This window comes from Tepidimonas taiwanensis, assembly GCF_020162115.1.
Taxonomy (GTDB): Bacteria; Pseudomonadota; Gammaproteobacteria; order Burkholderiales; family Burkholderiaceae_C; genus Tepidimonas; species Tepidimonas taiwanensis.
In genome coordinates, this window is record NZ_CP083911.1 from 2,164,443 (window position 1) to 2,180,091 (window position 15,649).

General features: G+C 59.3%; 11 protein-coding genes. 3 read left to right on the plus strand and 8 right to left on the minus strand.

Annotation, left to right across the window (positions count from 1 at the left end; all coding sequences use genetic code 11):
- Nucleotides 1-19: 19 nt before the first annotated feature.
- Nucleotides 20-1,204, plus strand: a complete 1,185-nt coding sequence (gene metK, locus LCC91_RS10295) for a methionine adenosyltransferase (protein ID WP_043703638.1) — start codon at nucleotides 20-22, stop codon at nucleotides 1,202-1,204.
- 578 nt (nucleotides 1,205-1,782) lie between these two features.
- Here metK and LCC91_RS10300 read toward each other — a convergent pair.
- The 3 genes from LCC91_RS10300 to LCC91_RS10310 all read right to left on the minus strand — a co-directional run bounded on the left by LCC91_RS10300 (nucleotide 1,783) and on the right by LCC91_RS10310 (nucleotide 5,603).
- On the minus strand, nucleotides 1,783-3,774 hold the full coding sequence (locus LCC91_RS10300; protein WP_185974849.1) for a tetratricopeptide repeat protein: 1,992 nt from the start codon (nucleotides 3,772-3,774) through the stop codon (nucleotides 1,783-1,785).
- Nucleotides 3,775-3,784: 10 nt separating this feature from the next.
- Entirely contained in the window at nucleotides 3,785-4,735 is a 951-nt protein-coding gene (locus LCC91_RS10305; protein ID WP_224440915.1) for an MraY family glycosyltransferase, read from the minus strand.
- Nucleotides 4,736-4,931: 196 nt separating this feature from the next.
- Nucleotides 4,932-5,603, minus strand: a complete 672-nt coding sequence (locus LCC91_RS10310) for a lytic transglycosylase domain-containing protein (RefSeq protein ID WP_082007408.1) — start codon at nucleotides 5,601-5,603, stop codon at nucleotides 4,932-4,934.
- Between the two features lie 21 nt (nucleotides 5,604-5,624).
- Between LCC91_RS10310 and LCC91_RS10315 the strand changes: the two genes are divergently transcribed.
- The gene (locus tag LCC91_RS10315) at nucleotides 5,625-6,959 is read left to right on the plus strand and encodes a class I SAM-dependent methyltransferase (RefSeq protein WP_082007409.1); all 1,335 of its coding nucleotides are present in this window, start codon (nucleotides 5,625-5,627) and stop codon (nucleotides 6,957-6,959) included.
- A gap of 70 nt (nucleotides 6,960-7,029) precedes the next feature.
- On the opposite strand, the gene LCC91_RS10320 is transcribed toward LCC91_RS10315, so the two are convergent.
- Nucleotides 7,030-8,835: a glycosyltransferase family 2 protein gene (locus LCC91_RS10320; RefSeq protein WP_043698314.1), complete on the minus strand. Its 1,806-nt coding sequence runs from the start codon at nucleotides 8,833-8,835 to the stop codon at nucleotides 7,030-7,032.
- Nucleotides 8,828-10,276, minus strand: coding sequence for a glycosyltransferase family protein (locus LCC91_RS10325; RefSeq protein WP_143897329.1), 1,449 nt, complete (start codon nucleotides 10,274-10,276; stop codon nucleotides 8,828-8,830). The genes LCC91_RS10320 and LCC91_RS10325 overlap by 8 nt, the downstream gene beginning before the upstream one ends.
- 125 nt (nucleotides 10,277-10,401) lie before the next feature.
- On the opposite strand from LCC91_RS10325, the gene LCC91_RS10330 reads away from it, so the two are divergent.
- Nucleotides 10,402-11,553 carry an acyltransferase family protein gene (locus tag LCC91_RS10330; protein ID WP_185974847.1) on the plus strand — a complete coding sequence of 384 codons (1,152 nt, stop codon included), beginning with the start codon at nucleotides 10,402-10,404 and terminating at the stop codon, nucleotides 11,551-11,553.
- On the opposite strand, the gene LCC91_RS10335 is transcribed toward LCC91_RS10330, so the two are convergent.
- The 3 genes from LCC91_RS10335 to LCC91_RS10345 all read right to left on the minus strand — a co-directional run bounded on the left by LCC91_RS10335 (nucleotide 11,532) and on the right by LCC91_RS10345 (nucleotide 15,644).
- Nucleotides 11,532-12,188, minus strand: coding sequence for a hypothetical protein (locus LCC91_RS10335; protein ID WP_143897328.1), 657 nt, complete (start codon nucleotides 12,186-12,188; stop codon nucleotides 11,532-11,534). The genes LCC91_RS10330 and LCC91_RS10335 overlap by 22 nt on opposite strands.
- Nucleotides 12,189-12,427: 239 nt before the next feature.
- The gene (locus LCC91_RS10340) at nucleotides 12,428-13,384 is read right to left on the minus strand and encodes a glycosyltransferase family 2 protein (protein ID WP_082007412.1); all 957 of its coding nucleotides are present in this window, start codon (nucleotides 13,382-13,384) and stop codon (nucleotides 12,428-12,430) included.
- A gap of 10 nt (nucleotides 13,385-13,394) precedes the next feature.
- The gene (locus LCC91_RS10345) at nucleotides 13,395-15,644 is read right to left on the minus strand and encodes an O-linked N-acetylglucosamine transferase, SPINDLY family protein (RefSeq protein WP_143897327.1); all 2,250 of its coding nucleotides are present in this window, start codon (nucleotides 15,642-15,644) and stop codon (nucleotides 13,395-13,397) included.
- Nucleotides 15,645-15,649: the final 5 nt, after the last annotated feature.

Here is a 15,649-nt window from a genome sequence, read left to right on the forward strand (position 1 = left end):
GACACGGAGTGTAAACACCATGGCGAACGACTTTCTCTTCACCAGTGAGTCCGTCTCCGAAGGCCACCCGGACAAGGTGGCCGACCAGATCTCGGACGCGATCCTGGATGCCATCCTCGAGCAGGACCCGCGCTCGCGCGTCGCCGCCGAGACGCTGTGCAACACTGGGCTGGTGGTGCTCGCCGGCGAAATCACGACCAACGCGCACGTCGACTACATCCAAGTCGCGCGCGACACCATCAAGCGCATCGGCTACGACAACACCGAGTACGGCATCGACTACAAGGGCTGTGCGGTGCTGGTCGCCTACGACAAGCAGAGCAACGATATCGCGCAGGGCGTCGATCACGCCAGCGACGACTACCTCAACACTGGCGCGGGCGACCAGGGTTTGATGTTCGGCTACGCCTGTGACGAGACGCCGGAGCTGATGCCGGCGCCGATCTACTACGCGCACCGCATCGTCGAGCGCCAGGCCCAGCTGCGCAAGGACGGTCGCCTGCCCTTCCTGCGCCCGGACGCCAAGAGCCAGATCACGATGCGCTACGTGGACGGGCGGCCGCACAGCATCGACACCGTCGTGCTCTCCAGCCAACACTCGCCCGAGATGAGCGACGGCAAGCACATGAAGCCGGCGTTCATCGAAGCCTGCATCGAAGAGATCATCAAGCCCGTCCTGCCCAAGGAGTGGCTCAAAGACACCCGCTACCTGATCAACCCGACCGGGCGCTTCGTCATCGGCGGCCCGCAGGGCGACTGCGGCCTGACCGGGCGTAAGATCATCGTCGACACCTACGGTGGCGCCTGCCCGCACGGCGGTGGTGCGTTCTCCGGCAAAGACCCCACCAAAGTCGACCGCTCCGCGGCCTACGCGGCACGCTACGTCGCGAAGAACATCGTCGCGGCGGGCCTGGCGCGGCAGTGCCAGATCCAGGTCAGCTACGCGATCGGCGTGGCGCGCCCGATCAACGTCACCGTTTATACCGAGGGCACCGGCGTCATCTCGGACGAGAAAATCGCCGCCATCGTCAACGAGGTCTTCGACCTGCGGCCCAAGGGCATCATCCAGATGCTGGACCTGCTGCGCCCGATCTACAGCAAAACCGCCGCCTACGGCCACTTCGGCCGGGACGAGCCGGAATTCACCTGGGAGCGCACCGACAAGGTGCAGGTGCTACGGGATCTGGCGGGGCTAAAACAGTAAAACCTCTCACGCGACCGCAGCACGTCCCGCCCGGGGACTAACAACTCATCCACAAGCCGGTGACGTCGGGGCAACTGGGCAGTTGCCCCTGATCTATTCATCCGACGAACAGCTGCGGGTTAGACGGGACCAATGCGATCAATCTTCGCCCCAACGCGGCCATCGACATCAGGCGCGCGAGAGGCGAGGACAAGGCTCGCATACCCTCCTTGGCAATCATACGCCACAGCCAGCGGACGTTTTACTCGGTGGCGCACGGCATCGCATAAGGCCGATCGCCTCTGCCGTCCCGCACGGGGCAGCGATCCGTGCGCTGATTAACCTTCAAGCGACCCATGACGGCCTCGATCGCTTGGCACCGTTTTGGTTGGGCGCGCCGCAACCGTTGATGCACTTCGGCTTGCCATCGCGAATGACGCGCAGCGCGGGGTGTCTCCATCGACACTCCGGCCAACTGGGCCCACGAAGACCGCCAAAGGAGCAATGCCTCCGTCATACCTCAAAATGGCGGCGGCTTAACCCTTTGTTTTTCCCCTATAAAACAGGTATTAGGACGCCGCCGCCCCTGCAGCGCGCATTCAATCTTTGAGAATTTGGTCTCGAAACTGCTGATAAATTGGGTTCTGCGGCGCCAGCACTATCGCAACATTGATATCATTCAACGCGCGACCTTTATTGCCAAGCTCTTTAAAAATAAATGCCCTTGCATGCAAAACCTCCGCCGTCGGCTTCTTAGCCAGAGAGCGATTCAACGCATCGAGTGCCGCATCGACATTGCCCAATTTGTAATTTGCAAATGCAACCCCAATGGGAACTGCTGTAGCGTCGGGCTGTAGCTCCGAAAGTTGCTGGTAATATGAAATGGCTCGGCGATACTCACCAGCCGAGTTGGCAGCGCGCCCTGCCGCCAATAATGTTTGCGATCGCTCACTCTCTCTCGTCAACAAAGTTAGGGCCAAATCAAAATTCTCAAGCGCGTCATCATAACGGCCAAGCTTCGCTAGAACAAGCCCTTTATCCTTGTAGAGACTCCCCTTCAACGTAAATCCGTCAAGCTCCGCCTTATTGTAGAAATCCAATGCCGCCTCCAACTGACCCAAATTACTTAGTGCAGCCGCCTGATTAAATTTAGCAAGACCATTCGGCGCCCCAAGCCGATCTGATAATGCAGCATACCGCAAACCCTCCTCATTACTGCCCATATTAATCAACGCCAAAGAGAAATTTAATGGAGCACGCCAGCGCCCAAACACGTTACTACCCGCATTTAAGTCGAGCTTTTCGACCGCATCCTTCCAAACGGTGTACTCATTTCTAAAGCTTCCCACCCTTTCATAGGAGAGTAGCGTAAAACCAAATATTAAGATAACCAGCACCCCCAAAACGACCGATCGAAACTCCGACAGATAATACACAGCCAGCCACGCGAGCACCGGCAACGTGAAGAACCACATGTAACTACGATAAAGCACGAACGGCTCCTGCAATCGGACATACGCAAATTCCGTTACAAACAGGACCGCCGGAATTAGAACCACAATACCCAAGAGGGACACAAATCCACGGCGGGTAGCCATCACCCACATCGCATAGATCACCAACCCCAAGTAACCGAGCGCCCCCAAAAGTTGAATACTAAACCACTGTGTAGGGAACGGGACACGAATATCTATACTCATCCAACCCACCCACGGAATAATCCAGAGGAAGGCATAGCGAAAAAATAATGACATCTGATTGATGACACTAAAGACATAAATTTCCAAATCTGAAAAACTTCCGAGTTGCCTCAGGCTTTCCAGAAACGGCTGCACCATATCCTCGGTGGCCGCTCCAAGTTTCCAACCCTTTCTCGTTAAAACAAACCCTACGACCGCCATAAAAAGCAAAAACAACACGCCTCCGACACGTAGGAGCGTACGCTTTTCCGGTCTCCGAAAATAAACATACAACGGCAACGTCAATAAAATGGCCGAGGCCCCATGCTCTTTAGACAGCAGTACAAACACGTAACTTACTGCGGCGACCACATATAACCAACGGAGTCCACGCAACGCCTCAATATAGCTGAGCATGAACAGTAAGATAAACATCGTTGCCATCAGCGTCGACCGCTGAATCAGGTATGCCACCGCGTATACTGCAACAGGATTGAGAACCCATAGAATTACCGCGGCATACAACGTGAACGACGCCTTGTGCGCATTAGCATCAAACCACGCCGCGCTCGACACCCCGCTGCTATAGCACTCTTCGCTAATTGCATGCATCAAAAATCTTTTTGCCAGCAAAAACACCAGCACACCATTTCCTGCATGCAACACCAAATTGAAAACCCGCTGCCAAACGATGCTCTCGCCTAACGTCTGGTGGATCCAAGGGTAACTTAGAACCCAAAGTGAACGATACGAGAGAGAAAGCGCGTACGGCTTATCCAATTGGATGGTTCCATCGACCAGCCTTAAGTCATCAAACACGTATCCATACTTTATTCCCCATACATAGACGGAGGCGACCCCCGCCGCGAGGACGAGCACGAATAAAAAATTCCAAATGCGATTCACCCTCATCATTCACTCCTCAGCGCTTTAGCCATTTTGGAACTTTAAACCGAACAATGGAAACATACAGGATCACGTATAAAAATGCAAAACCAACAAAGAAAGGAATTAGAATTTCTGTATTTTGCCAAAACAGCATCGCCGGCATTACAGCGATAATAGCCACCCCCCACAAATACGGAGAGGTTCGACTATTTCGCAACAGCATTTGACGCGCACTGTTGCTAGCGATGGTCGCCCTAACAATCCTCCTGTATATCAACTGATGCAAGTGCAACGCATCTGCAATGCTTGGCGATTGCCCCCTTGCAATCTTACGGTACGTTGAAAACACAACCTCCAATATCGGATATGCTAACAACAACACTGGAAACCATGGCGAGACCGCCTCATTGCGCTGCACAAGCGCTATCGACCCTACAGCTATAACAATTCCCCACAAATAGGCACCACCATCGCCAATGAACAAAAGTCCCCGGGGATAATTCCAAAACCAGAAGGCTATTGTAGCCCCCAATAAAATAACAAAAACCGCCATATAATGCCAGTCCCCTACCTTCATCGCCACATAAGCCAACACGATCAAAATCATCATCGTTACCGTGCTGGCGAGGCCGTTGTATCCGTCGATAATATTGAAGGCATGCGTCATCGCGAGGATAGCAAGAGCCGCGAGGCTCGTTCCCAGAAATGAATAACGACCTAAAAGGGAATCAAGAATCGGAAAATCCGTTCGGACTACGCGCAATTCCAGAAATATCGCCAATAGAACGGCGGATGTCGCTGTCGCCAGCAACCGCAAACCCGGTGGCACACGATGTGTGACATCTTCTACGATCCCGGCGATCCACGCTGGCGCCACCGCAATCGCCGTACAAACCCACCATCTCAACGGGTCGTTTATTTTTTGGGAGTTATAAAGCCCCAGATTGACTGCGAAAAGACCGACCGATATGAACGACACGCCCACGGCTAGTCCACCGAGCCTTGAGACCTCTCCGTAATGAAATCTTTGAGGCCGATCATGTGGATATCGCCCTATCCGACCAAGCGAACTTTTAAAAATAAAGAAGCACCCCAGATATGATGCGACGAATGCGAGAACGAGCTGTATAATCACTGGCGGTTGCGGCGTGTCAACACAAAATGGCGGCTATCAAAGAAAGCTACATACCATACCATGCGGCATATAACTTCAAGACCTTCATAACATAACGCTCCGTCTCCAAAAAGGGCGGTATTGCTGAACCAAAGCGCTTTACCGCTCCTTCTCCAGCGTTGTAGGCTGCCAATACCAGCTCCACTTTACGATTCATTTTACGCATCAAATCCGCCAGTATCAACGCCCCCATATTTGCATTCAACCAGGGGTCAAGCAACTGTTCAACAACGTCGCTTTGGTTAGCAGATGTAAGGCCATAACGTAAAGCCGTTGCGGGCATGACTTGCATCAGTCCGACCGCACCCTTTTTCGATATGGCTTTCGCATCAAAAGCCGACTCCACCGCTGCCACAGCCGTCACCATTGCCGGGTCTAACCGATTCATCTTCGCCGCTGCGTTCAACGCGTCCCGCACATCCCGGTAACGGGGCAGCGCCGTGGGGGGCGGAACGACTTCAGGAGGGGGTATATCGTTGTCTGGCCCCAACCATGTCACGGTACCGGCGTCGTTCGGCGGATTACGGTTTCCGATGTGCACTACTCCGCGATCGTCTGTAAACTTCCACGTCCGACCGGTCGCTCGGCCCGCAATAACCGTCAATGCCGACATCACGAGCGCACGGCGTCTCATGCCGCACTGGCGCGGACGACTGCAACCGAAGCCCCGCTCACTCATGAACTTCCAATCACTGTCACGATGACGGAAAAAGTACACCTATACGAACGGCGACTCGACACCCGATCCTCCGCGTCGCTCGTACGCCTTGCCACACACATCCTCCAGGCCCCGGGTGACATCTTGGACCTCGGTATGGGGCCAGGATCCCTCGGACGCTACCTTCGCACCCGCCTTCACCGATCCGTGACCCTAGACGGCGTCACCCACAACGAGGAGGAAGCGTCTCAGGCCGCAGGATTCTATCAACATTGCTGGATAGCCGACCTCGAATCTGTGGACCTCCTCGCACTCGTAGGCAAACGCCGCTATCGATGGGTTGTCTGCGGAGACGTCCTTGAACACTTGCGTAATCCGGAAGCGCTATTAGTTCAGTGTCGCGCCCTTCTGACTGACTGTGGTGAGTTACTCGTTTCAATCCCGAATGCATCTTATGCCGGCCTCATCGCCGACTTAATTCACGGGCAATGGCAATATCGCCCTGAAGGCTTGCTGGACAGGACGCACGTTCGATTTTTTACGCGCCAGTCTTTTATTAAAACACTAACGGAATGCGGGTGGCACGCCATATCCGCAGAGCCAATCAAACAACCCTGGCATGAAACCGAATTTTCCCGGCCTTTTGATAATTTACCCCCAGCCGTTGGGAAATATTTATTAGCCCAGCCACATACCCATGCCTATCAATGGATAATACGTGCCGCGCCCGCGGATCGTCCCGATCTTCCTACCTTACGTGAAAGCATTGACAACGATGATGCCAGTATGGCCAGTTATGTCATCAGTTTGTACATCGACGACGGCACAGGATTCTCCGAGCGTCACCGCATGTGCGCACTCGGTACCATGGGGCGATCCTGCCAAGAAATAAAGTTCACCATAGATGCCAACACACGGTGCGAACGGCTACGCCTCGACCCCGCGGACCGTCCAGGCTACTGGAATTTACGGCGGATAACGCTCACCGATCGAGCTCAAAACCTTCTGTGGGAGTGGAAACCCAGCAAAACCGCACACCTTCAACTTCAAAAAACCGAGCATTATGACATCCACATTGGCTCACTCGAAAGCGGTAGCGCTCCATTTTCACGCATGATTCTGACCGGCTCCGACCCCCAATTTACTTTGCCGATACCCCCAGAAATTGTTCGTTCCTGGGGAGCACTTGGCGGAACGCTTACAATCACTTGTGATTGGCCGTGGTCGCCCGACTATCATGCCGCCATCGAAGCCATAAAAGGGACAGACCCATCGTCCGCCCCGTCAATCAATGACAAGAAGGAAAATAGGCACAAACACTTGGGATTTAAAGGTTGGGCCAGAAATCTTCTCTTCGGAAAACCGCGGATCGGATAAACTTATCCGGGCGACCCCGCTTGCAAACGCGAGAATGAAAAGCCACCTCTTGCCACGATTTTTCCGTAACTCACTTTCGCCCAAAACGCCTTTGCAAAACATGTCGCAAAGATGCAACACGGCGCAAATATGGAACAGAGTTGAAAACTCGCCGCACCTGATCCTCACCAAGATGAATCAGAGCGTTACTCTTTGCGTACGCATAAGCCATTGTTCGAATCATCTCCGGGTCCGCCAAAAACTTCATCGAACGCTGCCGTTTAAGCGCGTCCTCGTAGGCCGCATCCAACAGTGCCTGACGACGCGCCGAATGATCGGGATCGGCCGGCACGCGATACAGTGAGGTGACTTTTCGAACTTGCACGAAATCATTTTCCAGTGTGTAGCGCGTCCATAAGTTCCAGTCCTCGAGCTGATCCATATCGACGGCAAAGCCACCATAACGCTCATACAACGAGCGATGAAAGAGCACTGACTGGATCGGCATGAAATTGTGACGCCACAAAACATAACGTGAAAAGGGCTCATCAGGAAACGTATCGTGCCATATCTCCCGAATCACGCCTCGCTCGTTATCCTCTGTCCGACAAAAGACTCGCCACGCCAGAGCATAGGCCCCAAGCAATCCGCTTTCCTGCACCGTCTGTACCAAAACCTCGATATGATCAGAAAACAGGAGATCGTCGTCGTCTAGGAAACAGAGCCATTCTCCACGCGCCTCCGCCAACGCACGATTACCCGCCGCCGCCCGCCCCACAGCCGGTGAAAGGCGAACATAGCGGATCGTCAATTTGTCCCGAAATGCGTTGCAAACGGTCTCCCCCTCGCTTGAGCCGTCTTCCACGACGACGACTTCCAGATTACGCCAGGTCTGATTGGCTACGGAAGCCAGCGCTTGACGCAACAAAGCCGGGCGCTTGTGCGTGCGGACCAGCACCGACACCAGCGGCTGCGGCTTTGTCGCCCACTCTTGCGCGGAGCGCAGCTCGAAAAACGCCCCTTCACGGCGTTCCTCGAAACCCCAACCATTGAAAATCGGCTCAAAAGTCGGTGACGAATGGTGCGTATTTCGAAAATATGAATAATTTCGGAAAAACTTGAGTATCGCGCGAACAATTCCTCGACGCCGCCCGGGGAATGATGCGGGCACGAAGAGCTCTCCAAGCGCCATCATCAGCCCCTCCAAAACACGGCGTCGACCGGAAAATCGCGCGCGCAAACATAGATTTGCAAAAATACCCTCGATCACTTGCAAGGGCTTTACTTCATCCGGCGCTGAATATGTTTTATGAATGACAGTACAGCGAGGCAAATAACGCAACCGCCAGCCCTTACAGCGAAGTCGCCACGAAAGATCGACATCTTCCCCATACATGAATATCCGTGGCTCAAAGCCTCCAACCGCTCGCATGGCATCGACGCGTAGCAAAACTGCTGCACCACTCACCCACTCAGCCTCGAGTGTAACGGGATTGTATCTTTTGGGATGCTCATAGGGGATTTGTCGCATTTCCCACGCTGCGACGTCGACGCTATCAGATGCAACCTCACTCCACAGCGCCTCAATGGAACCCGGCTCCGGGCTCGCATCTTGATTGAGCAGGAGGACGTATTTGGCTTCCGTCGCCGTCAATGCCGCGTTGATTCCGCGACCAAAGCCGAGATTACCAATCCCGCCTTCCACGCGAAGCGGGACTTCGAGACGCTTCGCCTCCTCATACAACTCTGTGTAGGATGTAGATCGCTTTTCGTCATCGTTGTGCCATATGCACCAGCTTAGCGGTACACCCGCCTTACGCGCCCCCGCGAATATTGTCAGCGACTGTCGCAGGTCATCTATGTTTGCACGGTAGACAACCGTTATCACTTCAATCATCGGTCGATACACCATTTTTCCTTAAAACACGATTTAGCATTTCTCGCACGCGATGGCCCAACCCCTTCGGACTTTCCACCGTAGGGCAATTAGCCAAACTCCGCTGCAATGATTCGATATCAGCCTCCAGCTTTAAAATCCAATTCCCTCGTGCATCATACAATGTCGCGAGCCGCTGGAGCTCTTGGAGCAATGCGCTATTTCTATCCTCTTGCGCTTTCACTCGCTCCCTGCTCAGCATAAGCTCCTCTTGCAGTCGCAGAATTTCTTTTCGAAAAAATGCGCTATCCAGATGTTGTTGAGCCAGTCGCTGCAGTTGATTTTCATCCGGAAATATCGATTCTTGCATCGCCTGCGACCTTTCGGTGTATAAAACCCCGAATTGCTCCATCGTCTCAGCCAGACTCGGCTCTCGCTCCACCGGACGGTCTTGACGGGGTTGGTACGGTGGATCCTTCAGCCAATCCGTCAGGAGCGTTGCAACCCCCTCCACGGAAAGGCTCGGGTCGTATGTACAGCCAAAACCCTGGGCTCGCATACGCTCCCCTAATGCGCCGATGTCAGGCACGATCGCAGGCCATCCCGCTTGCCAAACGTCGGATAATGCATAGCAAAAACTTTCCGGTACACCGGGGGCAAACCACACGACCCGTGCGCCGTACGTGGACAAGAGCTCCTCCAACGCCTCGGGCTGAAATACGCCGTGCACCCACAGGCGGTCAGGCACCAGCCATCCGGGCGTCAAGGTCCCTTCTGCGTATCCGATCAACACGATGCGCACGCCATCGGGCAACGCCTTGGCGACCGCGTTGGCAAACGCGAGGCCCTTGTGTGCTCCGATCGCGCCCACCATGGCCACTTCGTAGCGGTCGTGCGCCGACACACGCGGGGACAACGAGGAGGGTTGAAGCGGCCTCCATCCGTTGGGGATCACATGGAGAGGTGGCAACCGCTGTCCGTCCGCGCAGCGGCCCCACCAGGCTTCGAGTGTGTCCCGCATAAAGCGGGTGGGGACGACCAGCCATTTCGCCTCTCGCAGTAACGTGATGCGCTGTGCCTGCAGCGCATCGGGTGTCGCGAAGCCCACATCGTGCACCGTGATACCCACGTCGGCGCCGAACCAACCGCGAAGGCCTAGCGCCGCATGCATGACTGGACCCTGTAGAGAATGAAGGTGAATGCAGCTTGGCCTGCCGATCGCCGCCGCCACTTGCTGCTCGTCCGTTGGGTTCAACGGAAAAAACCGATGTCCTGGCAGTTCCAGCACCCACTGTCGGTCGCTGACATGCAACACGCTGTCATCGGGACGCGCGGAGAGTGCGTCTCGAATCCATCGGTCTACACCGCCGCCGTTCGGGGGTACGATATGCAACACCCACGGGGAAGCCTGACGCGCGGCGGCAGCGGTCGGTTCAGAGGGCGTACGGACAGTCGCGGTCACAGCACGGATTATCCGGGATGCGGCGTATCGCGGTCCAACGGGCGCAGGGCGTCAGCCCCCACGTTCGCCGCCCTAACTCAACCCGGCAGCGCGCGACACCCCGCCCCCTCAGCCGTCAGTTTTCTATGCCTTCCGCCACGTCAACCGCCTCTTTTTCGTTTATCACCCCGCTGCATGGTTTGCGGGGAATCGCGGCCCTCGCCGTTCTTCTTTTTCACTGGAGTTTACTTTTTTCTGATGCCAATGCGCGGTTAGCGCAATGGAGCGTTCCCGAAGTTGCATGGTTGAACCCAACCCTCTTATACAGCTTGGGATTCGAGGGCGTTTTTCTTTTTTTTGTGCTGTCCGGCTACCTATTGACGACGGCACTCGCGTACAGCCCGCGCCCACTTTCTGAGCACGTGCTTGTACCTTACCTGTTGCGACGGAGCGCGCGGATCTACCCCGCCGTGTGGGCGCAGCTCGGCGTTCTCTGCGCGGCGGGCGCCTTGCTACCGGGCTGGCCGCTCAACCCGCTCGAGCAGCCCCTGTGGCCACAGATCCTTCTGTGGCTACACCTGCCTCCTGGCATGCATGCACCGGTGAACGGTGTTTGGTGGACCCTTCCCGTCGAGCTGATCTTTTATTTGATCCTACCGTTCCTACTTGTGCTCATGCGCAGGGTCGGGTGGCGCGTTGTTTTGCTTCTTGCCATTTTGCTGACGGCCGCTTGGCGCCAAGGCGTCATCTTGACGCTTTCTCTTGATGACTACAGTGGTTCTGTATATAAACTCGATACCACGGCTGGCGTACTCAGTAGCTTTGTATTTGGAATGTGCGCCTCTGAATGGATGCGATCGTCATACGTCCGGTCGCCGCGACACTGGATCGCTCTCGGCCTCACCGGAGTCGTCGCCTGCAATATCATCTTGATGACCAACATCGGCACCTACTGGCGCGGCGGGGTCCTGCTCGTGTTTTGGAACACCGCGCTGTCCGGGTGTCTGGCGCTGGTGGTCGCCGGGTTCGCCGCCTCCACGCATCGAACCGTGCTAGACAGCCGTTGGATGCAGTGGATGGGAGAACGCAGCTACGGACTGTACTTGTGGCACCTCCCCGTCATGTACGCGGCATTGATGGGCTGGCCCGAAATCAAATCGCAAATCGTGACGTCCCTGCTCATCGTCCTCGGCACCACCGCGCTGTGCGCCGAGCTGAGCTACCGACTCGTCGAGCGGCCCGCGATGCGGGCCGCCCGTCAGTGGTCGCAGCGATTTCAGATTTCGTCGGGTTCGTGAATCACGGCCCCCGTTGGCGCGCGCTGGAAATGGCTCAGCCCTGGCCAGAAATGCCATGCCGCAGCGTCATGGTCCAGCGCCTCATCCCACCATGCGGCAGCATGGCGGAGCAAAACGCCAATGTCGTCCGTGCACAACGGTGGCGCGATTCGTACACGTCGCAAACCATCCGGGGCGCTGATCCAGCACCGGTAAAAATAGACCGGCACGCGATTTTGCGCCGCCATTTGAAACAACCCCAAGGGAATAAACACGGGGCCCAGTCGGCGTGTATTCAGGCGAACACAGCGGCGGTGTCCGTGGACGGGCACATCGTACAGCGCCATCACCCCTCCTCCGGACTGCCACCACCGCACGATTTGCGAAGCGCTACCGCCCGTTGGCAATGGTGCGTGGCCCATCACACGCTGCAACGCCTCCAATCGTCGCTGGATCAGCCACGCCATCCACCGGTCGGCAGGCGGCGCGACGGGTGCGTAGAGCCACCGGCTGGCGCGGTGCGCCTCACCGAACGCCGCATGTGCCCACATGCCCGCCCCGTAATGCAACGTCAGCGCCAGGTACGCGCCGCGCTTCGGGAGATCGCCCTCGATTCGCGCCCAGCGCGTCAGCCCCGCCGCGCCCACGGCGGTCATGGCGTACACATCCACCCGGTCGGCCAAGAGGTAACGCGCCTGTCGCATCGCAAACGGTGCCGGGTCGGCTTCGGGTGCCGCGCTGTCGCGCTCGTCCTTCACGGCGGCCGCCGCGGCCTTTGCCGCCAGCGCACCCGCTTGCACGTCGCCGGATGGCGGTGGCAGCCAAGATTCAGCACGGGGCCCGAGGCGGGCAGCCAGCGCCGGCAGCGCCCGATACGCCCACCACGAGCGCACACTCATGGCTGCGAGCCGCTTCGGCCCCAACGCACGCACCGCAGCCACCGTTGCCAACGCGCGGCGCGCGGCGCATCGACCCGATCCTCCGTTGGGGTATTGGCACCCCCGCGCCATGACGCCAGAGCCGCGTCCAGCGCCTGCCGCGCCGCGGCCGTCGGATCGGTCCGCAGGTAAGCCTGAATCCGCTCGTCGTAATCGGGATAACGCGCGCGGATGACCCCTGCGGCGTGCGCCACCAGCGCGGCCCGCTCCGCACCAAAACTGACGCTGCCTTCGTGCTGCACGTATACATCCAGCGCGTGCACGTGCCGCCAACCGAGCGCAGAGGCACGCAGACAAAAGTCATTTTCCTCGCCGTACCCCCGCCCGAAAGCGTCGGCGTCGAACAACCCGGTCTGGATCAGGCATGGGCTCCGGATATACATGCAAAACCCGTGTGCCGTGGGCACGTCGACCGCCTGAGCGCGCAGCGTCTGGGCACACAACGCATCCATGCGGTGAACGTCAAACCCCGCTGGCAGCTCGCCCCCTTCTGGGTAAGCGGGATAGCTGAAGATCGTGGCATTGTTGGACCACGGCGTGGTTGTGCCGATGTCGTCGGCGCGGTGTGCCGCGGCGTGCAGCCGATCGAGCCAGCCGTGCGCCACCTGCGTGTCGCTGTTGAGCAAGACCACATCCGCCCCTTCCGCCATGGCCAGGGCGAGGCCCTTGTTGGCCGTTCGGACGAAGCCCAGGTTGCGCGCGTTGCGCTGCACCAGCACGCGGCCGGACTGTTGTGTGCGCCACGCCTGCAACCAATCCCGCAGGGCGGGCTCGGGCGAGGCGTCGTCGATGACCAGCAGCCGCCACGGCACGCGATTCTGCGCGGCGGTGACGCTTTGCAAACAGCGCTGAACGGCCTCCAGCCCCCGGTAGACGGGGACGACCACCCAGACGGGGGACGACGACGTGCTCACACCTGCCCCGTCATGCCCGTGTCGCCTGCGGCGGCACCTCCAGCGGCGCGGGCGACAACCCTTGCATGCGCCGCTCGTGCATCATGCGAAACGCCGCCTCCAGCTCGCGCGCGCGCAAGGCCGCATCGAACAGCGGGGCGGTGTGACGGGCAGCGAGCAGTTGCTCGCGCAAGCGCTGGCGGCGCGGGGCATCCTGTGCCAGCGCCACCGCCGCTTGCACATACGCCTCTGGCGTGTCGGTGATCAACTCGGGCAAACCCACCGCGTCGAGCAGGCTCGCCGCCACCCGGGCCGCAAACGCGTGGCCCGCCATCGTGAGCACCGGCACGCCCATCCACAGCGCATCGGCCGCCGTGGTGTGGGCGTTGTACGGCCACGTGTCCAGGAACAGGTCCGCCAGCACGTGGCGCGCCATGTGCTCGGCGTGCCCGGTTTTGGGCGCGAACACCAGACGCGAGGGCTCGACGCCGGCTTCGGCCGCATAGGCGCGCAAGTTCTGCTCGACCCCCGCGTGCGTGGCCAGCAGCCACAGCACGGCGTCGGGCACCTGCCGAAGGATCTGCATCCAGCAGGCAAAAGTTTCCGGCTGGATTTTGGCCGGGTTGTTGAAACAGGCCAGCACCAACGCCGACTCCGGCAACCCCCACTGCGCGCGCGCCGGGAGCGGTTCGGCCGCCACGCGCTCGCGGTTGTTGGCCTGATACGTCGTGGGCAACCACACCACCCGCTCCGAAAAATGGGGCCACGCTTCGCGCGGTGCCACCCAGCGGTCCGCCAGCAGGTAGTCGATGGCGTCCATCCCCGTCGTGCCCGGGTAGCCCAGATACGCCGCCTGCACCGGTGCCACGCGGCGGGCCAGCAGCCCGGCGCGCGCAAAACGCGTGTAGCCCATCAGGTCCACCGCGATATCGATGTCCAGCGCGCGCAGGTGTGCCAACGCCGCGTCGTCGTCCATGTCCGTGATGACCTCGAAGCGGTCGAACGCCGCGCGGGCGCGCGCGTGCAGCGCGTCCTTTTCGGCGTCACGTGCCGGGCCGAAATACACCCCAATCCACTCGAAGCCCTGCCGGCAGTGAGCCTCCCACGTGGCGGCCGCCAAGCGGGTGGTCGGATGCTCACGGAAATCCGCCGACAGGTACGCCACCCGGATGCGGTCAGCCACCGGTGCGGGCCACGCGTGGCCGCGGCCCCCATCCGCCGCGCAGCCCACTGCCAACGCGTAATCGCGGGCCATGCGGCGCTGCACGGCGGGATCGTCCCACACCTGCAGGGCCTTGAACGGTGAGGCGCGATAGGGCTTGCCCTCGGCGGCGGCCTGCCGCACCTGATCGCGCAGCGCGGCGTAATCGGTCCAGTCCAGCACCTCGCTCTGCGCGGCCAGCGCCGCCATCGCCTGTATGGCGTCGCCCTGCGCCGCGCGCTCGCGCAGCGTGGCGGCGTAGCGGGCAGCCGCCTCGTGCTCGCCGACGCGCCCGGCAACGTCCGCCAATGACTCCAGCAGCTCCGGCAACTTGGGGTCCAGCGCGTACGCGCGCTGCAGCGCCGGGTACGCCAGGTCGTAACGGTGCAGCGCGGCGGCGCAACGCCCGCGGCAGTATTGCGCCTCGGCATGGTTGTCGTCCTGCACCTGCCACTGGCCCACGGCCAGCGCGCCTTCGCTCGGCTTGTCCAGCGCCAGCAGCGCCCAGCCCTTGGCCACGTGCCCCGTGGGCCGCTGCGGGGCCAGCGCCACCGCTTGCTCTGCCCACCGCAGCGCCTCATGGGGCTGCCCCGCCTGTAGCAACGCCTTGGCCAGGTTGGCCATCGCGTCCGCATAATCGGGCGCGGCATCGATGGCGGCACGGTAGCTGGCGATGGCGTCGGCGTAGCGCCCCAGCCCGTAGAGCGCATTGCCGCGGTTGTTGAGCACCTGCACGTGCCCAGGGGACAGCGCCAGTGCGCGGTCGAACGCGCGCAACGCGTCCGCGTACTGCTCCACCTTCACCAGCGCGTTGCCCAGGTTGTTGTGCACCGAAAAATCGTTGGGCAGCCGCCGCGCGGCGCGGCGCAACGGCTCCAGCGCGTCGGCGTAACGGCCCTGCTGCGCCAGCGTGATGCCCAGCATGTGCAACGCCGGGCCGTGCTGCCGGTCCAGCGTCAGCGCGAGTTCGTACATCCGCTGGGCCGCCGTCACATCACCCACGCGGTGCGCGGCAAACCCCTGCTGGAAATACCCGTCGGCGGTGGGCACGGAGACGCGAGTGGGCGTGGCCGGTTTCATGGGTA